Below are 26,005 nucleotides of genomic sequence, written 5' to 3' on the forward strand. Positions count from 1 at the left end.
GTTAACACGCACGAAACTTTCATACTGACACACATGGTGCAGTAGAGATTTGATAGTGGGTGTTATCCGCAATAGAAAAAGGCCTTCTACCGAAGGCCTTTTGGGAAATGCCCGGCGGGAATGATGAGCCCGCCGGGCTGAGGGTTAGGGCTAGAGCCGTATTACCACCAGGCTTCTGCCTGAATACCGAAATTCACGGCATTGCTGCGAGCGTCGTTGAAGGTGTTGCGGTTTTCATTTCCACGGTTTTGGTAGGACACGAAGAAACGCAGTTCCGGGCGTGTCAGCATAGGAATATCGGCGCTGAAGGCGTGTGCCAGCGTGTATTTCTCACCACTGTATTTGGTTTCTGTACCCGCTTTCCAACTGTCTTTTTTCTGATATGCGCCAGCTTCCAGATAGGTTTTCTGGTTCTTGGTCCAGGCATATTGGCCACGGCCTACCGCAGACAATAACTCTGTGCTGTCGCGCCAGCGGCTGATTTCATCCGCTTTACCGTAGGTTAGAACATGACTAAGTGAAATATTATCCGTGATCGGCAGATCACCGGCCTGAATGATGCGGTAGCCTTTGGCACTGTCGTTAATGCTCCAGACGTCATACCAGCCGCCGCCCTGATCGACCATGTTGTGTGCCAGCCCTTTGTCGGCATATTGCAGCACCAGCTTCTGGTTGGACTTGAGGCCAGAGAAGTAGTGGCTGAGTTCACCCGTGATCATCATCGAGTTTTTAGGGTTGAATTTCCCTCCCCCTTCCTCGGGTGAGACGATGAAGATGTTTTTCTGCGTGTCCGCTTCATTCGGCATCGCGTAGGAGATACCGAACTCCGTCCATGCGCCGTCCCACGGCTTCCAGCCCGCATAGCGTGCATCAACATAGTTGATATTCAGATCGTTGTAGGTATCTGTTCTGGCGTTACACTCTTTGCTGTTTTGGCTATCGCCACAGTTGACGCGCATGTTTTCGGCATCGGCGCGGATCCAGGCAAACGAGAATGCGCCTTCACCGGCTTTGACGTTTTCGATCCCGGCACCTGCGCCGGAGATATTCCAGTATTTGGTATCGATGATGTGCAAGTCATGACGCTGGTAGTAACGTTTTCCCGCCCAAACGGTGGCATCCGGCAGCCCAGGTACAAAGCCTTTCGCTTTCAAATTAAACTGCTGCAAGCCGAATTCTGCATCATCATTCTTTGTGGATTCGTCACCATTTGAACTGTTTGACCACATGGATACCATACTATCAACGTAAAACGTTTTCCCGTTTTCGTTATACAGCTGCTGCCCTAATTGAATTTCGCCGTAGGTGTCATCTTCGTTACCCAATCTTCCTACATACTGCTTATCGGCTGTCTGTTGTTTCCCGTGGTTTGAAGCCCCCACGCCAGAACGGAAGTACCCTGAAAAATCAACAGAATAAGAAGGGGTTGCCAGCATTGCCAAACTCAGCGCAATGGATGTTGTCAGCAGTTTTCTTTTCATAATATACCTTTCGCTTATTCGGGTAAGAATGTGGATGTTCCAAATAACATGACGTGAACGGAGGTAAAACGTTTCCACTCATGGCGAAGGATTATGGGGAAATAAAATGGCGAGTGACATGATTGTTCTCACAAAAAACAAAAGAGTTACACCAAAATTTACACTGATTTAACGATGCTACAGACTGCATTTAGGGTGTTTGTCAGCATTTGTATGATGTTATTCGCTGTGTAATGCGGTGTAACTGGTTACACGTTTTGCTTGCATACATAAAATACAGCATAAAATTTTTTTATAGCAGAAGCGAAAACGTTGCATAAAAAGAGTGATGCGATGCCGAGTAGGAAACATTTAAGAAAAAGAGTGAAAAAGAGTCTGCGGAAGAGAAATAAAGAACAGGGTGTGTAAGCGCAGAAAGGTAATGATGTCGTGCTTGCCTGATGCGAAAGAGCAACGCATCGGGCAAGCTGAATGATAAAAGGCGGTTATTTCTTACGGGCTGGGGGACTGACGGAATGGCGGCGTACCAGCGTCGGGCTAAACATATTCGTGGTTTCGCTAAGCACTTTACCGTGGGATAACGCGATGGCGAGTTCTGCCGCCTGAATAGCCATCGCAGAAACCGGATAGTGCACGGTTGTCAGGCGAGGACGAAGGTAACGGGCGATCAATACGTCATCAAACCCGACCACCGACATATCCTGCGGTACGCTGATGCTGTTGTCGCTCAGGACGGAAAGGGCGCCCGCGGCCATAGAATCGTTATAGCACACCACCGCCGTCATATTGCCGCCTCGGCTCAGCAGCTCCATCATGGCGGCTTCGCCGCCCACTTCGTCTGGCGAGGCGCGCGCAATGAGGCGTTCATCCCGTGGGATGCCATGCTCTTGCAGCGCATCCATATAACCTTGCAGGCGATCGGCGGAGTCGGAAATTTGGTGATTAGAGCAGAGGAAACCGATCTTTTGGTGCCCTTCCTGAATGAGATGACGTGTTGCCAGCCAGGAACCATAGCGATCATCGAGCGCAACACAGCGGCTTTCATAGCCGGGCAAGGTACGGTTGATGAGCACCATATCAGGAATGTGGCTCATCAGGGCGGCCAGTTCTTCATCCGACAGCATTTTTGCATGCACGATCAGCCCCGCACAGCGGTGACGAATCAACTGCTCAATGGCTTTCTTTTCTTGCTCGGCATTGTGATAGCCGTTGCCAATCAGCAGGAAGTTGCCGGTTGCTTGGGCTATTTGTTCGACGGATTTAACCATCGTCCCAAAAAAGGGATCGGAGACATCCGCAACAACCAGCCCCATCGTTTCTGCACTCTGGTGCGCGAGTGCTCTGGCATTGGCGTTCGGATGATATTGCAACTCCGCCATGGCCTTGTGTACGGCTTCCCTTGAGGCGGTACTGGCTTTGGGCGAATTATTAATTACGCGCGAAACCGTAGCGACTGATACACCTGATAGACGAGCGACATCCTTTATTGTGGCCATTGGCATTCCTGAACGGTCAAATGCGCTGTGAGGCGAACCGCAGCCTAACGCAGAAGTTAAAAGAAAAAATCGATTACTTATATTTATAAATGTACAGGTTTTTGGGTGACGTTACCTATCCGACCTCCTTGCCTTTTTGATCCAGACCGTACTTATGTGATCGCTATCAACAATCATCGGTCATTTCTCTCTTCCAAAATACCATTCTGAGGTTTAAATTTAGGGTAACCGATTACACTAATATGTTGGCTAAACGATAGCGGGCTATCATTATTCGGCATTATTACAGCTATTTTATCCATAACATAGAGTGAAAGTGATTACATTTAGCCGTTTTTCTGGCGACGTTTACAGACTGGCCAAGTGCCTCTATCTGGCCGTCGATGGGCTGTTAGCGCCATACAATTGGCCGCGGATGGCGACGCCGTTGTACCGAATTTGTGTTTCGTATTGAGGAATAGCTTATGCAGTTTGAGCCAACTGAACATCCGCATCGTCGTTTCAATCCGCTGAAAGGTGAGTGGATTCTGGTTTCGCCACATCGCGCGAAGCGCCCCTGGCAGGGACAGCAGGATGAGCCCGATCGTTCCACGCCGCCGTCTTACGATCCGACTTGTTACCTGTGTGCGGGCAACAAACGCATTACTGGCGATACCAACCCGCACTATCAGGGTACCTTTGTTTTTACGAATGACTTTTCGGCTCTGATGGAAGATACGCCGGATGCACCGTCGGGCGACGACGAGCTTTTCCGCGTTCAGCAAGCCCGTGGCGTTAGCCGTGTCATCTGTTTTTCTCCCGATCACAGTAAAAGCCTGCCGCAGCTTTCGCTACCCGCGCTGAAAGCGGTGATTGATACGTGGAGCGAGCAAACCGAGGAACTGGGGAAGCGTTATCCGTGGGTTCAGGTTTTTGAAAATAAAGGAACGATGATGGGGTGCTCGAATCCCCATCCTCATGGGCAGGTTTGGGCTAATGATTTCCTGCCAAACGAGGTACAGCGTGAGGACGAGCAGCAACGCGATTATTTCTCCCGTCACGGTTCGCCGTTACTGCTGGACTACGTTCGCCGCGAACAGGCTGACGGCTCGCGCATCGTGGTAGAAACAGATCAGTGGCTAGCGGTTGTCCCTTATTGGGCGTCGTGGCCGTTTGAAACGCTGGTCCTGCCTAAGTTCGCCGTACAGCGGTTGCCACAGTTGAATGATGTTCAGCGTGACGATCTGGCGCTGGTTCTGAAAAAGCTGACCAGTCGTTACGACAACCTGTTCCAGTGTTCATTCCCTTATTCGATGGGGTGGCATGGCGCACCCTTTAAAGGTGACGACATCGCGCACTGGCAACTGCATGCCCATTTTTATCCTCCGTTATTACGTTCCGCCAGCGTGCGAAAATTTATGGTCGGCTATGAAATGCTGGCTGAGGCACAGCGTGATCTGACGGCAGAGCAGGCCGCTGAACGTTTACGCAGCGTAAGTGATATCCATTTCCGTGAGCAAATTTGAGGTCATTTTATGAGCCGTATTGATTCTCTACGTCAGTCAACCGAGTCTGTTTTTGTCCGATTATTTGGCTATGCGCCGCATGCCGCTATTCAGGCACCCGGTCGGGTCAACCTGATTGGTGAACACACCGACTATAACGATGGCTTTGTCTTGCCGTGTGCTATCGATTACCAGACAGTGGTCAGCGCAGCGGTGCGTCAGGATGGTATCGTGCGGGTGGTGGCGGTGGATTTTGACAGCCAGCAGGACGAATTCGATCTCGCCAACGCGATCGTACCTCACCCAGACTACACTTGGGCGAACTATATCCGCGGCACGGTGAAGTTTTTGCAGGCACGTGGCCTGCCGCTCACTGGCATGGATATGGTGGTTTCCGGCAATGTGCCGTCTGGCGCAGGGTTAAGCTCATCGGCCTCGCTGGAAGTGGCAATTGGGCAGACGTTCAAAGAACTGAATAATCTGGATATCAGCCAGTTGGATGTGGCGCTAAACGGGCAGCAGGCAGAAAACGATTTTGTCGGCTGTAGCTGCGGCATTATGGATCAGTTTATTTCCGCCCAGGGACGTGTCGGTCAGGCGATGTTGATCGACTGCCGCACTCTGGAAGGGCGCGCGGTGCGTATGCTCGATGGCGTTGACGTCCTGATCGTGAACTCCAACGTGCGTCGTGGGTTGGTGGACAGCGAATACAACACGCGCCGCCAGCAGTGTGAAGCGGCGGCGCGTCACTTTAACGTTAAGGCACTGCGTGATGTTTCACTGGCACAGTTTGAAGCGGGAATCGAAGGACTGGATGCAGTAGCGGTTCGCCGTGCGCGCCACGTGATTACCGAGAACCGCCGTACACTGGAAGCGGCTGATGCGCTGGCGCGTCAGGATGCTCACCGTTTGTTCACGCTGATGGCAGAGTCGCATGTCTCTATGCGTGACGATTTTGAAATTACCGTGCCGCCGATCGATGCGCTGGTGGATCTGATTCAAGAGTATGTCGGTGAGCGGGGCGGTGTGCGTATGACCGGCGGTGGTTTCGGCGGTTGTATTGTCGCCCTTATCCCTTCGGCACTGACGGATGAAGTCAAACAGGTGATTGAACGGGAATATCCAGCGCGTACAGGGCTTCAGCCATCCATCTATCTGTGTCAGGCATCCGGCGGTGCGGGTCGCGTAAGTTAAGTTCTGGCTGGGAAAGGTGAGCGAAAAGGGCTTTGATTAAAGCCCTTTTTATATTTCATGTGTTTTACATGGCATATGTTTAAGGCAGCAGAAACAGCGTCGCCAGCCCAAGGAAGATAAAGAAGCCGCCGGTATCGGTGATGGCGGTAATCATTACGCTAGAGCCGATGGCCGGATCGCGGCCGAGTTTCATCATGATTAGCGGGATAGCGACGCCCATCAGCGCAGCGAGCAGCAAGTTCAGCAGAATTGCCAGCATCATCACGCCCCCCATTGCTACGCTGCCATAGAGCAGGAAGGTCACCACGCCCATGATCGTGCCCCATATCACGCCGTTTACCAACGCAACGCCTAATTCTTTCAGCAGCAGGTACGACTTCTTGCCGTGTTCAAGCTGATGCAACGCCAGTGCACGAACAATCATGGTGATTGTCTGGTTGCCGGTATTTCCGCCGATTCCAGCGACAATCGGCATGAGCGTCGCCAGCGCAACCAAATGAGATAAGGTATGCTCAAACAGGCCGATAACCCGCGAGGCGATGAGCGCCGTACAAAGATTGACGGCCAGCCATGCCCAGCGATTGCGGAACGATTTGTACACGGGAGCATAGACATCTTCAGAGGGCATCAACCCCCCTGAACGCCGCAGATTACTATCGCTTTCCCGATTCACGACGTCGAGGATATCCTCAATCGTCAGGCGTCCCATGAGTTTCCCTTTGCTATCCACCACGGCGCTGGAGATTAAATCGTAACGCTCAAATGCCCCTGCGGCTTCTTCGACTTTATCTTCAGGTTGGAACCTCAGCGGCTGATCGTCCATGATGTCACTAACCTGTGTCTGAGGCGCGTGGAGCAGAATACTGGCCAGCGACAGCTCACCGATCAGCGTATTTTTGCGATCGGTAACAAACAGTTTGTCGGTCGATTCAGGGATCGTTTTGCGATAGCGCAGGTAGCGCTGTACGGCTGCGAGCGTGACATCGGCGCGCACGGTGATGAGTTTGAAATCCATCATGTGCCCGAGGCAGTCTTCATCATAATTGATGGCGGCGCGTAGCTGCGCACGCTGCTTCGGCTCAAGCGAGGTCAGTATTCTGCCTAACAGGTGACGAGGAACGAGACGAGAGAGCTGTGCCTGTTCATCAATATCCAGTATTCGAACGGCTCTCAGGATTTCTTTATCCTGCATATCGCCGATCAGGTCGTCGGAAATGCTGTCGGAGGCCTCAATCAACACATGCCCACGCTTCTCTATGGGGATCAGTCGCCAAAGCGCCAGACGCTCATCATGTGGTAAAGATTCCAGTAAATCGGCAAGGTCAGCGGCGTGCAGCCCGATGATCAGTTCGCTGATTTCTGCGGTTTGGTCGAGTAGGATGTTTTTTTCCCGCAGCCCGATGTTGTTACTTAATATGGCGTTGTCGCTTAACGGCGTGCCATCGCGTTCCGTTAAGCGAGGTTGTCGGTTGATGATGCCTTCAACCAGTTCCTTGTTTTCCAACAGCAGAAGGGAGATGCGGCGCCGGAGGTCGGTAAGTTTTTTTACACTCGACATAATGTTTTATGCTCGATCTGTTTTTTTATCCGTATTTTATTAAACGTAGCGCAAAATCAGTGGATTAAGAATAGGATTACTGGCGAATCGCAGTCTGAACAGTAGGGCGATGGTGCCCTGAGGCGTTTTTTTATTGTGGACTTCGCTTAATGAATTATTAAATCGCTTGCTATTTAGTTTTTAGCGATATATAGTCAATTCCAGAAACGTAACCAACACCGATGGCTGAGACGATGAACGACAACGCTTACAAACTGGATGGGCAGCTGTGCTTCGCACTGTATTCCGCCAATCTGGCGATGAATAAACTGTATCGCCGTTTGCTGTCTGACTTGAATCTGACCTATCCCCAATATTTGGTGATGCTGGTGTTGTGGGAACGTGATGGTTTGACGGTGTCCGAGTTGGGTGAACGCCTCTATCTGGATTCCGCCACGCTGACACCACTGCTCAAGCGGTTACAAAGCGCAGGCTTAGTGGTGCGCAATCGTGGAATAGAAGATGAGCGCCAGGTGCTGATTGGGCTAACCGAGGCAGGACAGGAACTTCAGCAACAGGCAAGAGCAATTCCTGAGAGCGTGTTTTGTGCGACGGAATGCCATCTCGAACAGTTGCAGACGATCAAAAAAGATTTAGAGGTGCTGCGTAAGAATCTGATTGGGCATCTTTGACGATGTTAGCGGTTGGTTTGTACACCGCTAAGTCAGTTAGTTAGCTTACAGCATCTTGTTGGCGTCGCTTTCTTTAAGTTATTAAGTAGTGAGCGATTTAATTTTTCGCTATCAAAATAAGGCCTCAGCGGTATCTCACTGTTTTAGGTCATTCCTTAACGATCTGGAGTCACATTATGTCTATTGAAAAAGTATTATACGTTGCCCATGCTCAAGCTACCGGTGGTCGTGATGGTCGTGCGGTGTCTTCCGATAACGCGGTTGATATTAAATTGACGACCCCACGTGAACTGGGCGGTGCAGGCGGTGAAGGAACGAATCCAGAGCAGCTGTTTGCTGCGGGTTATTCTGCCTGTTTCCTTGGTGCGATGAAGTTTGTCGGTGCGCGTGAGAAAATCGCTGTCCCTGCTGATACCACGGTAAACGGTAGCGTAGGCATCGGTGCTATCCCGACAGGATTTGGTATTGAAGTCGAACTGAAAATTTCACTGCCGGGTCTGGATCGTACTGTGGCTGAAGATCTGGTGCAGAAAGCCCATATCGTTTGCCCATACTCCAATGCAACGCGTGGCAACATCGACGTGACGCTGACTATCGTCTAAGTCCGGCTTGACGTCAGTCCATTATTGACTGATGAGCAAGATCGATTGATGGACACGATTGATTGATGAAAACGGTAGCTGCGAAGATTCGCACTGCCGTTTTTTTATGACGGATACCTTCGTCCGTCATCCTTCGGGCCGTTGCTACGCAATGTTGAAAAACGTTCCCGACGTTTTTTATTTGCACGATATCGTCTGAATAGGCAACGAATACGGGCGTAAACGTAAACAGCAGGCACAAGAATACGAAGGCAGTAGGCCTGATGAAGAAAAAGAGAATATAAGGAAAAGGAACTGATGGGTTAGGCGCTATTCTTTCTGATTGACGAGTACGTTGGCAGGAAGCAGTAATTGTTCAGCACGCTGCTGCTGTTTGTCTTGATGGTGACCAAACGCAGTGATGGTGGAGTAGGCAAAGCGGCCTAAAAGAATAATGAAGCTGATGAGTAAAACGGCACGAGCGATCCGAGAGCCACTTCGTCGCGGGCGTATCGATAATCGTCGTTTGTGGGTAAGCGTGGACATTACCAGTGAATCCTCTGTGAAAGCGAATATTCGCTGTTGTTTATTTAGGCACAAGCGGTAGGAGAGGTCAATCTGCCGACGTGAAAAAGATGATGGCGGATTCGGTTTTCGCACGTTCGGTAGAAGGAAAGAGGGGAGGAGAAAACGCAAAGGGGCGGAAACACAAGGGGACGGGAAGGGCCACCAAAAACCCGCTCAAACCACAACGGATAAGCGGGTGAGTAGTGTAAGGGAATTACGCCGTGGTATTGACGTTACGCCCAATCGCCGGATTTGCTGGCAGAGGTGGTAATGCCTTCAAAATGCCGGAAACGACAGCTTCTTGATTATCGATCGCTTTTTTCGTCATAAGCGCGCTGGCCTCACTGCTGGTACGCATGGTGCTGAGGTCACTGGCGAATGATGCAATCTGTGATACATCCATTTTACTCTCCTCATAGCTGAGTGGGGAGCCCTATACGACGAAAAGAAAGTACACCTTTTCGCCGAGGTTGCATGATGGTAGCGAAAATTCTCGCCAGCCATCAATTCGGTATCGGCCCTATCCCTGTAAACTTTACGTTAACCAGACTTTATCAGACAGCCCAGTTGCACAATTTTTCGTTACGCTGCGGTTTGGCACATGTGCGTATTACCCGACAACATTTTCATTCATCAGGCTTTTTCTTCTTCGATCATCAGCTTCCAGCCGGTGACGTCCTGCCAATATTCCTGTTCCCGTTCCAAATCCAGTTGTACCAGCGTGTTGTTGCTAAAGAAATCGTGTGGGAACGTCAGCGTCCAATAGTTGTCATCGGTATGCAACCGTAACGATTCCGGCGTTGTCGTCGCCTGACGCTGGTTGTTCAACAGTGTGGCAAGGCGTAAAAGTTGCACTAATGGCAAATACTGTTTCTTTTTGAACAGGTTCAAGCGCGGCAACTCTTCCAACTTGATCGCTTTACGGTGCAGCCTCACGATCATCGACAGCACAAGTTGCTGTTCCTGATTGAAGCCGGGTAGGTTGGTATTTTGCAGAATGTAGGCGGAATGGCGGTGCATACCGCTATGATTAATACCCAACCCGACCTCATGCAGCATGGAAGCCCAATTTAAGATCGCTTCCAACTGGGGATGTACCAGATTAGGATTCTGCTGTGCCCATTGCGCGTAAAGCTGCTGCGTGGTTTCCCGCACGCGTCGCGCCTGCTCACGGTCGATATTGTAATGGGTCGCCAGACTCTGCGCGGTACGGATGCGAATATCCTGATGGCGGAAACGACCTTCCATTTCATACAGCACGCCTTCGCGCAGCGCACCATCGGACAGGCGGAGTTCTTTGATAGCCAACGCATCGAAAATACCACACAGAATAGCCAGACCGGGCACCAGCACCGACTGACGATCTTCGGACAGGCCCGGCAGGCTCAGCGCTTTGAAGTGCTTAAACTGCAAGATCTGCGTGCGTAGCATTTCCAGTCGTTCGGGAGTAATCAGGCCGTCTTTCTCTCCCATTTCCACCAGAATTTCGTGCGTGGCTTTGATCGTTCCAGATGCGCCGAGGGCGAATTTCCAGCCATATATACGGTATTCCCAGGACAGTGTCTCCAGCTTTTGCGCCGCGGCCAGTCGGGCGCGCTTAAAGTTGGCTTCGCTGATTTCACCGTTCGGGAAAAACTGCTGTGCAAAGCTGACGCAACCCATACGACGGCTTTCCACCAGCATCGGCTCGAAATCTTCACCGATAACCAGCTCGGTAGAACCGCCGCCGATATCGATGACCAATTTACGGCCTTTTTCCGGCTGCGTATGTTCCACGCCCATAAAGATCAGACGGGCTTCTTCGTGGCCGGAAATGATCTCTATCGGGTAGGGGATGATGTCCGCCGCGCGGCGCAAAAAGTCCTGCGCGTTGACCGCCTGACGCAACGCGTGCGTTCCAACAATCGATACGTTCACGGCGGGGAAGCCTTGCAGGCGTTCAGCAAACAGCGCCAGACAGCTCAGGCCGCGTTGAATGGCCTCTTCGCTGAGTACATTTTTGTTGTCCAGGCCGTCGGCCAGATGGACACGCTGTTTTAAACGCCCCAACACCTGAAGCGCACCGTTTACCACGCGTGCGATCACCATGTGAAAACTATTGGAACCCAGGTCGATGGCCGCGAATTCTTGTGGCTTCATCTCGGTTTTTTCATTGTTCGTTAACGGCATTATTCAGGCTTATCTCCAGGTTGCTCCAACGCCTTGATGTAGTCGTAAATGGCATTTTGCGCGCGTACTTTACGCTTGTTACCGCGGGATACATAGCGGTTGCTCGATTCTTTATCAACGACACGGGCTTTCACCGTATCGCTGAACAGGATATCCAGTGTTTCCAGCACGCGAGTTTTCAACGTGGGGTCAAGAATTTCCACGGCGACTTCAATGCGATAATCAATGTTGCGTGTCATCCAGTCTGCGGAAGAAAGATAGACTTTCTTGTCCCCGCCATTGTTGAAGACATACACCCGATCGTGTTCCAGATAGCGGTCAAGAATACTGATGACCTGAATATTTTCACTGATCCCTGGTAAATTAGGAATCAGTGAGCACATGCCGCGTACCAGCAGATTAATTTTCACACCCGCAGAGGAAGCCTTATACAGCTTTTCCGCCAGTCCTTTATCCACCAGATTATTTACCTTAAGCGTAATGCCTGCATCACGATTCGCCAGCGCGTTCTCGATCTCGGTGTCGATCAGTTGGTAGAGCTTGTCGCGGGAGTTTTGCGGCGACACCAGCAAATGTTCGAAGCTGACTGGGCGGTAGGGGTTTTCAATGAAGTTGAAGACGCGGCGCACTTCGTTGGTAATGCGTTCGTCGGCGGTCAGCAGCGAATAGTCGGTATACAGGCGGGCGGTTTTCTCGTTGAAGTTACCCGTACCGATATGCGCGTAACGCACGATGTTTTCGCCTTCGCGGCGGGAAATCAGGAACAGCTTGGCGTGAATCTTCAACCCAGGTACCGAGAAAATCACGTGCACGCCGGCTTCCGTCAGGCGCTTGGCCCAATGGATGTTGGCTTCTTCGTCAAAGCGTGCCTGTAGTTCGACCACCACCGTCACTTTCTTGCCGTTATGCGCCGCATGGATCATTGAGTTAATGATGCGCGAGTCTTTGGCGACGCGATAAATATTGATTTTGATAGACAGCACATTGGGGTCGAAAGAGGCTTGTCGCAGCAGTTCCAATACGTGCTCGAAGGTGTGATACGGATAATAGAGCAGCACGTCGCGCTCACGGATCGCATCAAACCCATTGCGAAAATGGTTGAATCCGGTGTGTCGCAGGCGCGGTAGAGGCTTGTTGACCAGATTGGCGCGTCCGACGTTCGGGAAAGAGATAAAGTCTTTGAAATTATGGTAACGCCCGCCAGGAATGACGGAATCGTAGGAAGAGATCCCCAGTTTATCCAGCAGCATGGCAACCATCGCGTCCGGCATGTCACGCTGATAAACGAATCTCACCGGTTCGGCGGTTAAGCGCTGCTTCAGGCTGGAAGACATCAGCTCCAGCAGACTGGATTCCATTTCCGTCACCAGATCGTATTCTGCATCGCGCGTCATCTTCATGGAGTACGCGTTCAGTGCATCATAATCAAAGAAGCCCTTGAAGATATCATCCAGACAGTAACGCAGAATGTTATCGATAAGGATCATGGTCTTACGACGGCGCGGCGCTTCCGCTGGCAGGTTGACGAAGCGCGGTATTTTATCCGAAGGAATTTCCAGCAGGGCGTAGTTGATCTCATCGCCACGAATAATCTCGACGGCAAGATAGGTATAACTGTCCTTCAGGAACTCCACCAGGTTGGTTTCGTCAAAGATCAGTATTGGTGTAATGTGCGGGCGCAGATATTGCCGAAAGTAATCTCTCAGCCACTCTTGTTGATTAGGGGAAACCTGACGTTCATTGACCAGAAAAATCTGGTTACGCGCCATCTCCAACAGCAGTTCGTTGTACAGGCTGTCAAAGATTTGATCGGTTTTGAGAACACGCGCCTGAATTTTGCCTAAAAGATGTCGTAGATTGCCGTCCAGACCTTGTTCTTCATTAATCAGAATGCGTCTTTTCAAATCGGCAAAACGGACTTTATAAAATTCATCAAGGTTGCTGGAGTAAATGCCCAAGAAGCGCATGCGTTCGATTAACGGATTGCTTTTATCGGCTGCTTCCTGAAGCACTCGCTCATTAAAGGATAACCAACTTAATTCTTTCTCTATGTAGAGTTTGTCCTGACCCATTGTCACTCCGCTCAACGCATGTACTGAAGGTTCATCCAATATTCATACCCTTCCTTTGTGGAGATAGGGTACAACAACATTATGGCGTGTTGATGACGATAAAATCTAATTCATAGACAGACTTACCATTGTCATATTATGGGCGTAAAGGCAACATATGCTACCCGCAATAGGTTAGCAATACGACTCTGGCGGCTTCACTCTAACGGCGAGAATAATGGTAAAAACAGACAACACATCACAGTATCGGGATCGTCGACGAGCGTGGGTAGATCGTGTGGTTCACCGTATTGTTGCGGGCAGCGGGCTGCTGGTGCTGGCTATGCTGTTGTTAATTTTCTTTTATCTCCTGTATGTGGTGACGCCACTGTTCCTTTCCCCCACGGTTAACGACCAAAAAACGGTGCAACGTCACGCTGGGGAACCGTCGCTGGCGTTGGGGCTTAGCGACAACGGGCAGATTGGATTTCGGATAGACAGTCAGGGCTATGGGGAGTTTATTCCGTTTGCGGAAAACCAGCCGATGTCACGTATCCGGCTGGTTCCTGCACTGAGTTTACTGGCGCAAAGTCAGGGGGAACGACAGACTTATGCCCTGAGCCAGCCTGACGGCCGCTTAGTTTTCGTGCAGCCTGTGTTATCGCGCACGGAAAACCGTTCTCCTGTCTGGATTTATCCGCTCGGTGAGCAGGCCTATTCACTTGGGTTACCTGCGCAGCCGTTGCGTCATCTGGCGGTGGCGGCGGTGGACAAAGCGCATGCCGTTGTGGCGGCTATCGGGCAAGAAAATGCGTTGATTATTGCCGATGTTGATGAAAACGGCGTGCGGCAACGGGCACAGATTTCGCTTCCGGCTGGCGCGGTGAGCCAACTGCTGCTGACGCCAGACGGACAGCAGGTCTATTTGCTCAGCGGCAACAGATTAACGCTGTGGCAGGTAGGGAAGAACGCGCTGACGCTGCGGGAAGAGCGGCAATTGCCGTTGACGGAACCGCTGCATCTGGCGCTGTTGTCCGGCGGGCGGTCGTTGCTGGTACAGACTGCTGACGGGCAAATTAGCCAATGGTTTGAGGTACCGAGCGAAAAGGGCGCTACGCTGACGGAGATCCGCCAGTTTCCGCACGTTGCGGGAAAATCGGTGTTGTTGGCAACGGAGGCGCAGCGGCGAGTCTTCGCCACATTGAATGCACAGGGTGAACTGTCGCTGTTTGCCAGCAAGCAGTCACATGCGCTGCTGACGCAGACATTACCGGATCATGCGCAGGGGCTGGCATTTTCGCCGCACGGATCTGCGATGCTGGTTGAAACGGCGCAGGGGTGGCATCGCTATCAGGTTGATAACCCGTACCCTGATATCGGTTGGCGCGGACTGTGGCAAAAATTGTGGTATGAGAATTACCCAGAGCCTGCCTATATCTGGCAATCCACGTCTGCGGATGACAGTTATCAGGCCAAATTCAGTATGATGCCGTTGATGCTGGGTACGATGAAAGCGGCGATTTACGCCATGCTGTTTGCCACGCCGCTGGCGCTGTCTGCGGCGATTTATACCGCCTGCTTTATGTCGCCAACGCTGCGACGCTGGATTAAACCCACGCTGGAAATCATGGGCGCGCTGCCGACGGTCGTCGTTGGCTTGATTGCGGCCATCTGGCTGGCCCCGCATTTTGCGACGTATCTGTCCGCTATTCTGGTTATGCCGATTTTATGGGTGCTGGCCGTGCTCGGCTGCGGCTGGCTGATTGAATGCCTGCCGACGCGCTGGCGTCTCCGTTTCCCGGCCGGCTGGGACGTACTCTTCCTCATCCCCACGATCCTGCTGACATTTGTCGTTGGCTGTTGGATTGCGCCACGCATGGAAATCTGGGTATTAGGGCTGCCGCTGTACCAGTGGTTGGGCGATGATTTCGTGCAACGTAATACGCTGGTGGCGGGCGTCGCTCTCGGTTTCGCTCTGATTCCGCTGATTTTTTCGCTGGCGGAAGATGCCCTGTTCAGCGTACCGGCGCGTTTAACTCAGGGTTCGCTGGCGCTGGGCGCGACGGCGTGGCAAACCCTGTGGCGCGTCGTGCTGCCGTCTGCCAGTGCTGGGATTTTCGCCGCGCTGATGCTGAGTTTTGGCCGTGCTGTGGGGGAAACCATGATTGTGCTTATGGCGACGGGCAACACGCCGATTATGGATGAAGGCCTGCTTCAGGGCTTACGTTCGCTGGCGGCGAATATTGCCATCGAAATGCCGGAAGCCGTGACGAATAGCGGTCACTATCGGGTGTTGTTTTTAACGGCATTAACGCTGTTTGTTTTCACATTCATCGTGAATACGCTGGCTGAAACTATCCGGCAGCGTTTACGTCAACGCTACCGTGATGAAGGAGAAAACGCGTGAAGCGCTGGTTCCGTTCGGGAAGGCCTTGGGTGTGGCTGACCGCGTCGTCCATTTCCATTAGCCTGCTGGCGATGCTGGCAATCATTGTGCTGCTGGCGGGGCAGGGCATGCGCTATTTGTGGCCGCAGCCTGTCTGGCTGTTGACGCTACAGCCGGAACAGGGTGTGCAGCGCGCGTTAATGGGGGAAATTTATGCCGAGCAGAGGCTTTCACCTCAGCAGTGGGTACAGGCAGGTCTAACCTCTGCATCTGGGGAGACTGAAACACGCTATTTGATTAAGATTGGCCAGCGTGAAATTCATGGTCAAAGTTTTCGTTCGTTGCTTTCACGCGACATTTTCCGTTTTGATAAACCTGCCGACATTCTGGTGTTAAAGCGAACCAACAACGGCACCGCCTATGGTTATCTTGCCGGCATGTTGGAGGGGGAACAGCCGCTGGTGGCGACGGATCTCCCTGCAACGTTACAGCATCGCGTCGAACAGGTGCAGGGGTTGCTCGTGAAAGCTCAGGCTATCCGCATGGGGGAAATGGCGAAGATCAACCAGCAGTTTGAAGCGCTACGGCTGGAGGAGAAAAAGCGGCAGCAGACTCGAACGTTAGATAATCAGGCGCTGGCTCGTCTTCAGGCTGAACGTATTGAATTGCAACGCCGCTTCGATGAGCTGTCGCGTCAGTTAACCGCACTCAATCTGGATATTAATCGTGATACCGTGCAGCTACGGGATGCGAACGGCAGCGTTCACCTTATCCCGCTTAGGGACATTGAACAGGCTTGGTATCCGAATGCGATGAACCTGTGGGAACAAGTCAGCCATTGGGGCGATCAAGCGAAATATATGCTCGGACATTACTCGCCGGACAGCAACAGTGCAGACCACCTTTTCCCTGCCATTTTTGGCACCGTTCTGATGGTGGTGCTGATGTCTATAATCGTGATGCCGCTGGGCGTGATTGCTGCGGTTTATCTGCATGAATACGCGGGAAAAAACAGCCTGACGCGCTGGGTGCGAATTGCCGTGGTCAATCTGGCTGGAGTGCCTTCCATTGTTTACGGCGTGTTTGGGTTGGGTTTTTTTGTTTATCTCATCGGCGGCACGCTGGATCAGCTGTTCTATGCTGAAGCGCTGCCGAATCCGACATTGGGTACGCCGGGGCTGCTGTGGGCATCGCTGACGCTGGCATTGCTGACGCTGCCAGTGGTGATTGTGGCGACGGAGGAAGGGTTGTCGCGCATTCCGATGTCGGTACGCTACGGTTCACTGGCGTTGGGCGCAACCAAGGCCGAAACCCTGTGGCACGTTGTGCTGCCGATGGCGGTTCCCGCGATGATGACGGGGTTAATCCTCGCAGTGGCGCGTGCCGCAGGGGAAACGGCGCCGCTGATGTTGGTCGGCGTGGTGAAGTCGGTGCCGGTTTTACCGGTTGATGACATTTTTCCTTACCTTCATCTTGAGCGAAAATTTATGCATTTGGGATTCCAGATTTACGATTTGGCGTTCCAAAGCCCAGATGTGGAAGCCGCCAGACCGCTGGTATACCTTACTGCGCTGCTGCTGGTGTTGATTGTCGTCGGCTTGAACCTTGCGGCGATTGGCATCCGCCACGTTCTGCGTGAGAAATATCGCTCGTTATCACTTTGAAAGTAGGATGAAGTTATGGGATTTATGACACAAAAGGAGATGGCACCGTTACCTGATGTTCATCAACTGAGTGATGAACAGACGATGTTAACCGTGGAACATCTGAATTTGTACTATGGCGACAAGCAGGCGCTGAACGATATCTCGATTCGTATTCCGAAGAAGCAGGTCACGGCGCTGATTGGGCCGTCGGGCTGTGGCAAATCCACGCTATTACGCTGTTTTAATCGCATGAACGATCTGGTGGACGACTGCCGCACTGAAGGCGATATCTGGCTGAACGGTATGCCCATCAACGATCCGCAGTTAGATGTTGCCGTGTTACGCCGTCGGGTCGGCATGGTGTTTCAACGCCCGAATCCGTTTCCCAAATCGATCTATGAAAATGTGATTTATGGCCTGAGATTGCAGGGACTACGCGATCGCCGCTTTCTGGATGATGCCGTTGAACGGGCGCTGCGAGCGGCGGCGCTGTGGCATGAAGTCAAGGATCGGCTGAGCGACAACGCGTTGACGCTATCCAGCGGGCAGCAGCAGCGGCTGGTGATTGCCCGAGCGATCGCGATTGAGCCGGAAGTGCTGTTGCTGGATGAGCCGACCTCCGCGCTCGATCCCATTTCGACGCTGGTTGTCGAGGAACTGATGGGAACGCTAAAGCAGCATTTCACGCTGGTGCTGGTGACGCACAATATGCAGCAGGCGGCCCGCGTATCGGATTACACCGCATTTATCAATCAGGGTAAGCTAATTGAGTACAACCGTACGGACGATCTGTTTACCTCGCCGACGCAGCGCCGTACTGAGGATTATATCACTGGGCGATTTGGCTGAAATTTCATCAATCCACAGCGCGAAAGGGCTTTAAAAAATTATGGATACCGTTCATCAATTGTCCGTGCCATTTGAAAAATTGATGATAAAATGCGCGCAAATTTTTTGACTCTGGTAAGTGGCGGGTAAGATGAAATTTAGCACCATGAACGAAGGCGAAATTATTACCGAGCTGTGCCGGAGAATAAAAGACGCCAGAATCCAACAGCGTTTATCGCAGGTCGATCTTGCCGAGCGAGCAGGGCTGGGGATTGCGACGATAAAACGTGCTGAAATGGGCGAATCCATTACGCTCAGCAGCCTGCTCTCCATCCTGCGTGGGTTGAATCGTCTGCACCAGATTGAAGGCGTGCTCTTCGACGCTGAAGTTGAATCTTTCCATGCGCAGATCAGCGGTGAGAAAAAACAGACGCCGCTGCGTATCAGAAAGAAAGCCGCAGCCTTTCCCGCCAAGGCGCTCGCGAAGCATGAAAATATCAAGAAGCCAGCTAACAGCACCGTGGACTGGTACATCGCGGCGGCCGAAAACAATATTGTCTGGTCATTGCCTGAAAGCGATAAAAAAATAAAGGGCTAATGCCAATGCATTAACCCTTATGTATGAACCCCTACACATAAACCCTGATTGTCGGGTTAATTTGCCGAGCATTTAATACGACAAGGCCAGTTTTATCATTCGCACAGCACAACTTTAATCGCCAGCCCCCCGCGAGAGGTTTCACGGTACTTAGCGTTCATGTCTTTGCCTGTTTCATACATGGTTTCAATCACCTTATCGAGCGATACACGTGGTTCGCTGGCACGGCGCATTGCCATTCTTGCAGCGTTGATGGCTTTCACGGAAGCAATGGCGTTGCGTTCGATGCACGGCACCTGAACTTGGCCCGCAACCGGATCGCACGTTAGCCCCAGATTATGTTCCATACCGATTTCTGCCGCGATGCACACCTGTTCTGGGTTAGCGCCGAGAAGCTCTGCCAGACCGGCCGCAGCCATCGAACAGGCCACGCCGACTTCCCCCTGACAACCTACTTCAGCCCCGGAAATAGAGGCGTTCATTTTGTAGAGCATGCCGATAGCGCCGGATGCCAAGAAATAACGTAGGTAAGATTCTGGGGTTACCGGCTGAACGTAGCGATCGTAATAGGCCAGCACGGCAGGAATAATGCCGCACGCACCGTTAGTGGGAGCGGTGACCACGCGTCCGCCTGCCGCATTTTCTTCCGACACCGCCATTGCGAACATGTTAACCCAGTCCATCGCATCCATCGGGTCGTTAGAAAAACGGTCGTTGATGAACAGCAGACGATGCAGCGCCGATGCCCGGCGGGGAACGCGTAATGGGCCAGGCAACACGCCTTCCGTATTCATGCCGCGATGCATACAGTCCTGCATGGTTTTCCACACATCGGCAAAGTAGTGCTCAAGCGCTTCCCGACCATGCATCGCAATCTCGTTTTTCAGGACGATAGCGGATAAAGACAGGCAGTGATCGTGACAATGTTGCAGTAGCTTCTGGGCAGAAAAGAACGGGTAGGGCGCACTTTCCTCCGCCAGATTAGGTTTGCCGAAGTTTTCCTGATCGACGACGAATCCGCCCCCGATGGAGTAATACGTTTTGCTATAGACCAACTCTTGCTGGCTATAGGCGCGAATGGTCATGCCGTTTTCATGCAGTGGCAGGTTTTCCGGCTGGAAACGCAAGGAGGATTCCAGCGGGAAGCTGACCTCATACTGGCCGTTGAGTATCGGTAACCGCTGAGTGTCTTTCACCTGTTGAATAAACGCCGGAATACTATCGATGTTGACGTTATCTGGCAGGTTGCCGGCTAGCCCCATAATGATGGCGATATCGGTGTGGTGTCCCTTCCCCGTCAGGGAGAGCGAACCGTAAATATCAACGACGATACGTGTCACCGATGAGATTAGCCCACGATTCACCAGATCGTCGGTGAATATTTTGCCCGCTTTCATTGGGCCAACGGTATGAGAACTGGACGGGCCGATGCCGATTTTGAAGATATCAAATACGCTGACCATAGCGATTTCCTTAAAAAAAACGCCGATAGTTAAATAACGTATCGGCGTTAAAGTCGAGTGGGGGCTTACAGCAGTTCACTCAGGCTGTAAACAATGGCGGAAATCGCGATCAGTCCCATCAGGGTGACAAAGACGTTGCTGATCTGGCCGCTGTATTTCTTCATCGCTGGGACTTTCTGAATAGCGTACATCGGCATCAGGAACAGCAGACATGCGATAATCGGGCCGCCCAATGTTTCGATCATGCCCAGAATACTTGGATTTTTCGTTGCCACAATCCAGGTTGTGACCAGCATGAACAGCGCAGTGATGCGGTTCAGTTTGGTGTGGGAAATGGTTTTTCCTCTGCTGCGCAGGGTTTTCACGATAATGCCGTTAAAGCCTTCGCCCGCCCCCAGATAGTGACCCAGGAACGATTTAGAGATCGCGATGGTGGCAATAACCGGTGCCAGATAGCCCATGACTGGGTTGTTAAAGTGGTTCGCCAGATAGGACAGAATAGAAATGTTCTGTGTTTTCGCTTCCATCAGCTCAGCCGGAGACAGACTCAGTACACAGCTGAAGACGAAGAACATCACGGTCAGTACCATCATGATATGGCTGTAAGACAGAATGCGTGAGCATTTTTTCTCGGCGTCATCGCCATACTCTTTACGTTTGGCAACGGCAAAGGAGGAGATGATCGGTGAGTGGTTAAAGGAGAAAACCATCACCGGAATAGCCAGCCATAATGTTGCCAACAGACCGTTGCCCGTGACGCTGGAACTCAGAGAAATGTTTTCAAAAACAGAGGTATTCCAGTTTGGAATTAAATAAAACGCCAGCAGCATCAGCACGGCAACAAAAGGATAAACCAGAATGCTCATTGCCTTAACGATCATTGCTTCACCGAAGCGAACAATAAACATTAGTCCGAGAATCAATATTAATGACAGCACGGCACGCGGTGGCGAAGGCAGATGTAATTGGTGAGTAATAAAGCTATCTACCGTATTGGTAATGGCGACGCTATAAACTAATAGAATTGGGTAAATAGCGAAAAAATAAAGCAAAGTGATTAATTTACCTGCACCAACGCCGAAATGTTCTTCAACAACTTCGGTAATATCTTCGCCACCTTTTTTGCCAGATAATACAAAACGGCATAAAGCACGGTGAGAATAATATGTCATCGGAAAAGCAATCAGCGCCATGATAATTAACGGAATTAAACCGCCAATACCTGCGTTGATTGGTAAGAATAACACACCAGCGCCGATGGCTGTGCCGTAGAGGCCCAGCATCCAGACGGTATCGCTTTTACGCCATCCTGAAGCCTGGTCTAACACTTGGCTGCTATCTTGAATTGTGCTCATTTACTGGTTTCTCCTCGGTGAACACATTAATACCCGTCGTACTGGGGTATAAAAATTACAGTACCGGCAACTTGCCGTTACAGAGTTTGAAAAACGAACAAGACATATTGCTAATTATGTCAACAGGTCAATACTGTTTTGTGGCGGCATTCTATATCGTGGTGGTCAGCGAATAATATTGAGGCGATCACATAAATGAATTGACGGGAAATATTTTAATAAATTTTAGAAGGAATTAAAATATCAATATTGATACTTTAATTTAAATATTCCTAACGGCTCGTTATTGATGCTTTATTTAATTTTTGAATGATGAAGAATGAACAATAAATAAAATAAAGGGCAGTCTAAATAATAAACGCAATTTTAATGATGTCACGCGGAATGATGGTTTTTCTCTATTTGATGAGACGGTATCGCGAGCGTGCTGCCTGAAAATATATCGAATCGCGTTGTTATGTACCATGGACGATTAACAGACGAGACGGCTATCCGACAGGCTGTAACCTGCCGGATAACGGTTGCCAGGCCGTCAGGCGGTGAGTTTCTCTTCTGCCCACGCCAGACCGCTGTGGTACTCCTCGGGTAAGAGAGGGGCCAACGATTGCAGCGAGCGTCTTAACTGTGTGGCGTTCGAGGACGATAGGTTGAGATGTCCCACTTTGCGGCCGGGACGAACGGCTTTCTCGTACCAGTGCAGATGGACCAGCGGCAGCGTCAGCCAGTCGATATTTACGTCGGTGCCAATCAGGTTGACCATCACCGACGGTGTTTCGATGACGGGTTCCGGCAGCGGCAGATCGAGAATGGCGCGCAGGTGCAGTTCAAACTGGCTGATCGACGCGCCATTTTGCGTCCAGTGTCCGCTATTGTGTACGCGTGGTGCCAGTTCGTTAATGAGCAGGTGGTCGCCGACGATAAAACATTCCATCGCCATCACGCCCACATAGCCCAGCGCATTCATAATGGCGGACAACATCTGTTCAGCTTGCTGTTGCAACAGTGGATCGGGCTGAGGGAAGGCGACGCTGGTGCGCAGAATGCCATCCTGATGCAGGTTGTGGGTGAGCGGATAGAACACACATTTGCCGTGCGTATTGCGCGCGCCAACCAGCGAGACTTCGCCAGAAAAATTAATACCTTGCTCAACAATGCATTCGCCGTAGCAGTCCGCAGGCAGCGTCTGCTGTTCGCCGTCGCGCAAGCGCCACTGTCCACGACCGTCGTAACCGCCGACGCGACGTTTAACGATCGCTAATTCACCCAATGAGGTGAAGACGTGTGGCCATTCATCGGCGCTCGCCAGCAGTTGCCACGGGGCGGTTGCCAGATTCAACGAATCCAGCAGTTGCTTTTGCGTCAGGCGATCGGCCAGACGCGGGAAAATATCGCGGTTTGCAAACGCCGTGTGCTCTGCTAGCTCACGAGTGAGGGCGGTTTCCGGCCAACGCTCAATCTCGGCGGTAATCACACTGTTATGAAACGGCACCGACTCCGGCTCTGCATCCAGCCCCACGGGATAAACCGCAATACCTAACGGTTCGCCAGCCTGACGCAGCATTCTGCCCAACTGACCATTGCCTAATACGCAGACCGGTTTCATGCCTCCTCCCGCGGATCGGGATGAGAGAGCACGTCATCGGTTTGCGCCTGACGCCAGTCTGCTAGTCGAGTGGCGATGCCACGATCGTGCAGGGCGAGAATTTGTGCCGCCAGCAGCGCCGCATTTGCCGCGCCCGCTTTGCCAATGGCCAACGTGCCGACCGGAATACCGCGAGGCATTTGGACGATAGAGTACAGGCTGTCTACACCGCTCAGCGTTGAGCTTTGTACCGGCACGCCAAGCACGGGAACCAGCGTTTTCGCTGCCAGCATACCCGGCAGGTGCGCTGCGCCGCCTGCGCCCGCGATAATCACATCAAAACCATTCTGTGCTGCTTGTTCTGCAAAACTGAACAGCTTATCCGGCGTCCGGTGTGCGGAAACAACTTCGGTATGAAAAGGAATGTTCAGCGTGGTGAGGATTTCCGCAGCAAACTGCATGGTGGCCCAGTCACTCTTTGAACCCATGACGATGGCAATTTTAGCCGGGGCAACGTTGGATGACATGCCTGTGACGCTCCTGTAGTTGTACCTGTACTGTAATGGTACCTGTAATTGTACGTGTTCGTGACGCGTTCGCGTCGGCCAGACAGGGAAGGTCTGGCGTTGAGGGCGTAGAGCATATCACGCCATTATGGCGAGGAAAACGGTTGCGTATGCGGAAATACTGGGGAAATAAGGTGAGAGACTGTTAAGTCAATGGCTGGAAACGCATTAAAATGGGAAGGAAATCAGTTCGATATTTTGTGGCGTGACCTTAATCATCGACCCTTCTTCATGCCAGGCTCCCAGAACCGCGCGACGGCCATCAGACTCACCAAGATCGACCTGATGAATGGCTGGACGGTGGGTGTGGCCGTGGATCATCGTCTTCACCTGATAATACCGGAGGCGTTCAAGCACGGCATCGTGATTAACATCCATAATCTGCTGCGATTTTTTCTGGTTTTCCTGCTGGCTGGTCGCCCGCATCTTCGCCGCGATTTTCACGCGTAATGACAAAGGTAATAGCAGGAAGAGTCGCTGAATGAACGGGTTGTGGACTCGGCGACGGAATTGTTGATAGCGATGATCGTCGGTACATAGTGTGTCGCCATGCAGAATGAGGATCTTCTGGCCGTAGAGGTCAAGCAGGGTTTCCGTTGGTAGCAGCGTCATTCCGCTTTGTTTGGCAAAACGCTTACCGATCAGAAAATCACGGTTACCGTGTACGAAATAGCAGGGAATACCACGCAGATGTAAGGCATAGAGTTCCGCAGCAATGGTCGCATGCAGCGGCTGGGGATCGTCGTCACCAATCCAGGCATCGAACAGATCGCCAAGAATATACAGCGCATCGGCATGAATCGCATCATGGCGTAAAAAACGCAGAAAACCGGCGGTAATCGCCGGTTCATGAAGACTTAAATGCAGATCGGCAATGAACAGCGTTGCCATGCAGGTCCGATTATTCGCTGACCGTTACGTGGGTAATTACCACGTCTTCTTTCGGTACGTCCTGGTGCATGCCGCTGCGGCCAGTCGCTACGCCTTTGATTTTATCAACGACGTCCATCCCTTCGGTGACTTCAGCGAAAACGCAGTAGCCCCAGCCATCAGCGCGCTCTGAACGAAAGTTCAGGAAATCGTTATCAACAACGTTGATAAAGAACTGAGCCGTTGCAGAGTGTGGATCGTTGGTACGTGCCATTGCCAGCGTGCCACGCGCGTTTTTCAGGCCGTTATTGGCTTCATTCTTGATTGTCGCGTTGGTTTCTTTTTGATCCATACCGGGAGCGAAGCCGCCGCCCTGAATCATGAAACCATTAATCACACGGTGGAAAATCGTGTTGTCATAAAAACCGCTGCGGCAGTAGTTCAGGAAGTTTTCTACGGTAACCGGCGCCTTGTCTGCAAACGTATTAATAACGATATCGCCGTGGTTGGTATGAAGCGTAATCATAATAATGAACCCTAGATAGCCTTAGTGATAAGAGTGCTGTTCACAAAAGGCGGTGAACAACAAGAGCGCTGTTATAGCATAACTGGTCGATTGAGTCAGTAGTTCACGTTTTATCGCGCAGTGGTTGGCGGTTAGCTGGGTGAGAAAATCGTATAAGAAGGTTTACTACTCTGATTGTGGTAGGCGTTAGATCACGAATGCACGGCAGAACCGTGCGCGGATAAGGCGTTAATCAGGCAATGTTGGTTTTTAAAAACAAATAAATTGATTAAAATTCAATATAATAGTTAATTAATTTGAATGAGATTTTTATTGCCCCAGATCAATGTTTTGCGTAATCAACGTGTTCTTTTTTTATGGCTCAGATTAATCTGAGAGTAATTCTTATTCTTCCTACATAACTCTAAAGAGATAGGTGAACTATGTTGGGTATTCTGGATAGTGTTAATCGTTTATTAGACAAACCGGATTTTGGCAAACTGTTTTTGCGCGTATCTTTCAGCGTGTTGATGCTGTTTCATGGCTGGCACAAAGTACATGGCGGCATCGGTGCCATTGAAGGCATGCTGACCTCGGCAGGACTCCCTGCTTTTGTTGGTTACGGCGTCTATGTCGGAGAAGTCATCACCCCGATCCTGATGATTCTCGGGATTCTTACTCGTCCTTCTGCGTTGATCTTCTCCTTCACGATGGTCGTGGCGACGTTGCTGGTTCATCCAGATGGTTTCGTCACGCTGGCAAAAACCGGTGCCTGGGGTGTTGAAGGCACAGCGGTGTTCTTCTTTGCGGGCATCGCTATTGCCCTGCTTGGCAGCGGTAAATACTCTGTGATGTCGAATCCGCGCTGGCGTTAATGGTTTTCTGTCGGCGGATTGCTTTTGTCAGTGACCGCCAATGATGTGAAACGGCTCGGATTTTCCGGGTCGTTTCATT

General features: G+C 51.4%; 22 protein-coding genes. 9 read left to right on the forward strand and 13 right to left on the reverse strand.

Translation table 11 applies throughout. The annotated features are described in order from the left end of the window. Positions 1-161: 161 nt before the first annotated feature. Together H0247_RS06520 and galR are read right to left on the reverse strand one after the other, a co-directional pair. Positions 162-1,481, reverse strand: a complete 1,320-nt coding sequence (locus tag H0247_RS06520) for a maltoporin (protein ID WP_180741817.1) — start codon at positions 1,479-1,481, stop codon at positions 162-164. A gap of 485 nt (positions 1,482-1,966) precedes the next feature. Further along, positions 1,967-2,977: an HTH-type transcriptional regulator GalR gene (gene galR, locus H0247_RS06525; RefSeq protein WP_180741818.1), complete on the reverse strand. Its 1,011-nt coding sequence runs from the start codon at positions 2,975-2,977 to the stop codon at positions 1,967-1,969. A 464-nt stretch (positions 2,978-3,441) separates the two neighbouring features. On the opposite strand from galR, the gene galT reads away from it, so the two are divergent. Both galT and galK read left to right on the forward strand, forming a co-directional pair. Then, positions 3,442-4,482 carry a galactose-1-phosphate uridylyltransferase gene (gene galT / locus H0247_RS06530; protein ID WP_180741819.1) on the forward strand — a complete coding sequence of 347 codons (1,041 nt, stop codon included), beginning with the start codon at positions 3,442-3,444 and terminating at the stop codon, positions 4,480-4,482. Between the two features lie 9 nt (positions 4,483-4,491). After that, positions 4,492-5,655, forward strand: a complete 1,164-nt coding sequence (galK, locus tag H0247_RS06535; protein ID WP_180741820.1) for a galactokinase — start codon at positions 4,492-4,494, stop codon at positions 5,653-5,655. A gap of 79 nt (positions 5,656-5,734) precedes the next feature. Here the strand turns inward: galK and mgtE are convergent, their stop codons facing one another. Then, a complete protein-coding gene (gene mgtE, locus H0247_RS06540) occupies positions 5,735-7,213 on the reverse strand; it encodes a magnesium transporter (protein ID WP_180741821.1) in 1,479 nt (492 codons plus the stop codon). Positions 7,214-7,434: 221 nt separating this feature from the next. On the opposite strand from mgtE, the gene H0247_RS06545 reads away from it, so the two are divergent. Continuing rightward, positions 7,435-7,884, forward strand: a complete 450-nt coding sequence (locus H0247_RS06545) for a MarR family winged helix-turn-helix transcriptional regulator (protein ID WP_180741822.1) — start codon at positions 7,435-7,437, stop codon at positions 7,882-7,884. Between the two features lie 176 nt (positions 7,885-8,060). Next, the gene (locus H0247_RS06550) at positions 8,061-8,486 is read left to right on the forward strand and encodes an organic hydroperoxide resistance protein (protein WP_180741823.1); all 426 of its coding nucleotides are present in this window, start codon (positions 8,061-8,063) and stop codon (positions 8,484-8,486) included. Between the two features lie 309 nt (positions 8,487-8,795). Here H0247_RS06550 and H0247_RS06555 read toward each other — a convergent pair whose 3' ends face one another. The 4 genes from H0247_RS06555 to ppk1 all read right to left on the reverse strand — a co-directional run bounded on the left by H0247_RS06555 (position 8,796) and on the right by ppk1 (position 13,273). Then, on the reverse strand, positions 8,796-9,011 hold the full coding sequence (locus tag H0247_RS06555) for a YfgG family protein (protein ID WP_010300967.1): 216 nt from the start codon (positions 9,009-9,011) through the stop codon (positions 8,796-8,798). Positions 9,012-9,246: 235 nt separating this feature from the next. Continuing rightward, complete coding sequence (locus H0247_RS06560) at positions 9,247-9,435, reverse strand: YjfB family protein (RefSeq protein WP_180741824.1); 189 nt, start codon at positions 9,433-9,435, stop codon at positions 9,247-9,249. A 230-nt stretch (positions 9,436-9,665) separates the two neighbouring features. Further along, positions 9,666-11,201, reverse strand: a complete 1,536-nt coding sequence (gene ppx, locus H0247_RS06565) for an exopolyphosphatase (protein WP_180741825.1) — start codon at positions 11,199-11,201, stop codon at positions 9,666-9,668. Beyond that, entirely contained in the window at positions 11,201-13,273 is a 2,073-nt protein-coding gene (ppk1, locus tag H0247_RS06570) for a polyphosphate kinase 1 (protein ID WP_180741826.1), read from the reverse strand. Before ppk1 ends, ppx begins: the two co-directional genes overlap by 1 nt. 217 nt (positions 13,274-13,490) lie before the next feature. On the opposite strand from ppk1, the gene H0247_RS06575 reads away from it, so the two are divergent. The 4 genes from H0247_RS06575 (at position 13,491) to H0247_RS06590 (ending at position 18,710) form a co-directional block, all read left to right on the forward strand. After that, positions 13,491-15,659 carry an ABC transporter permease subunit gene (locus H0247_RS06575; RefSeq protein WP_180741827.1) on the forward strand — a complete coding sequence of 723 codons (2,169 nt, stop codon included), beginning with the start codon at positions 13,491-13,493 and terminating at the stop codon, positions 15,657-15,659. Beyond that, on the forward strand, positions 15,656-17,302 hold the full coding sequence (pstA, locus tag H0247_RS06580; protein WP_180741828.1) for a phosphate ABC transporter permease PstA: 1,647 nt from the start codon (positions 15,656-15,658) through the stop codon (positions 17,300-17,302). Before H0247_RS06575 ends, pstA begins: the two co-directional genes overlap by 4 nt. Positions 17,303-17,317: 15 nt before the next feature. After that, positions 17,318-18,133, forward strand: coding sequence for a phosphate ABC transporter ATP-binding protein PstB (pstB, locus tag H0247_RS06585; protein WP_180741829.1), 816 nt, complete (start codon positions 17,318-17,320; stop codon positions 18,131-18,133). Between the two features lie 130 nt (positions 18,134-18,263). Beyond that, positions 18,264-18,710, forward strand: coding sequence for a helix-turn-helix domain-containing protein (locus H0247_RS06590; RefSeq protein WP_180741830.1), 447 nt, complete (start codon positions 18,264-18,266; stop codon positions 18,708-18,710). A 95-nt stretch (positions 18,711-18,805) separates the two neighbouring features. On the opposite strand, the gene H0247_RS06595 is transcribed toward H0247_RS06590, so the two are convergent. The 6 genes from H0247_RS06595 to ppiB form a co-directional block, all read right to left on the reverse strand. After that, the gene (locus H0247_RS06595; protein ID WP_180741831.1) at positions 18,806-20,173 is read right to left on the reverse strand and encodes an L-serine ammonia-lyase; all 1,368 of its coding nucleotides are present in this window, start codon (positions 20,171-20,173) and stop codon (positions 18,806-18,808) included. Between the two features lie 65 nt (positions 20,174-20,238). Continuing rightward, on the reverse strand, positions 20,239-21,528 hold the full coding sequence (locus tag H0247_RS06600; RefSeq protein ID WP_180741832.1) for an HAAAP family serine/threonine permease: 1,290 nt from the start codon (positions 21,526-21,528) through the stop codon (positions 20,239-20,241). A 532-nt stretch (positions 21,529-22,060) separates the two neighbouring features. Then, positions 22,061-23,131, reverse strand: coding sequence for a 5-(carboxyamino)imidazole ribonucleotide synthase (purK, locus tag H0247_RS06605; protein WP_180741833.1), 1,071 nt, complete (start codon positions 23,129-23,131; stop codon positions 22,061-22,063). Beyond that, entirely contained in the window at positions 23,128-23,637 is a 510-nt protein-coding gene (purE, locus tag H0247_RS06610; RefSeq protein ID WP_180741834.1) for a 5-(carboxyamino)imidazole ribonucleotide mutase, read from the reverse strand. Before purE ends, purK begins: the two co-directional genes overlap by 4 nt. A gap of 207 nt (positions 23,638-23,844) precedes the next feature. Continuing rightward, entirely contained in the window at positions 23,845-24,567 is a 723-nt protein-coding gene (gene lpxH / locus H0247_RS06615) for a UDP-2,3-diacylglucosamine diphosphatase (RefSeq protein ID WP_180741835.1), read from the reverse strand. 10 nt (positions 24,568-24,577) lie between these two features. Further along, positions 24,578-25,072: a peptidylprolyl isomerase B gene (gene ppiB, locus H0247_RS06620; RefSeq protein WP_180741836.1), complete on the reverse strand. Its 495-nt coding sequence runs from the start codon at positions 25,070-25,072 to the stop codon at positions 24,578-24,580. 422 nt (positions 25,073-25,494) lie between these two features. Here ppiB and H0247_RS06625 point away from each other — a divergent pair, with 422 nt between their 5' ends. Then, positions 25,495-25,926 (forward strand): DoxX family protein, encoded by a 432-nt coding sequence (locus H0247_RS06625; protein ID WP_039464504.1) that lies wholly within the window; start codon positions 25,495-25,497, stop codon positions 25,924-25,926. Positions 25,927-26,005: the final 79 nt, after the last annotated feature.

The organism is Pectobacterium sp. CFBP8739 (assembly GCF_013449375.1).
In the GTDB taxonomy this organism is placed as follows: domain Bacteria; phylum Pseudomonadota; class Gammaproteobacteria; order Enterobacterales; family Enterobacteriaceae; genus Pectobacterium.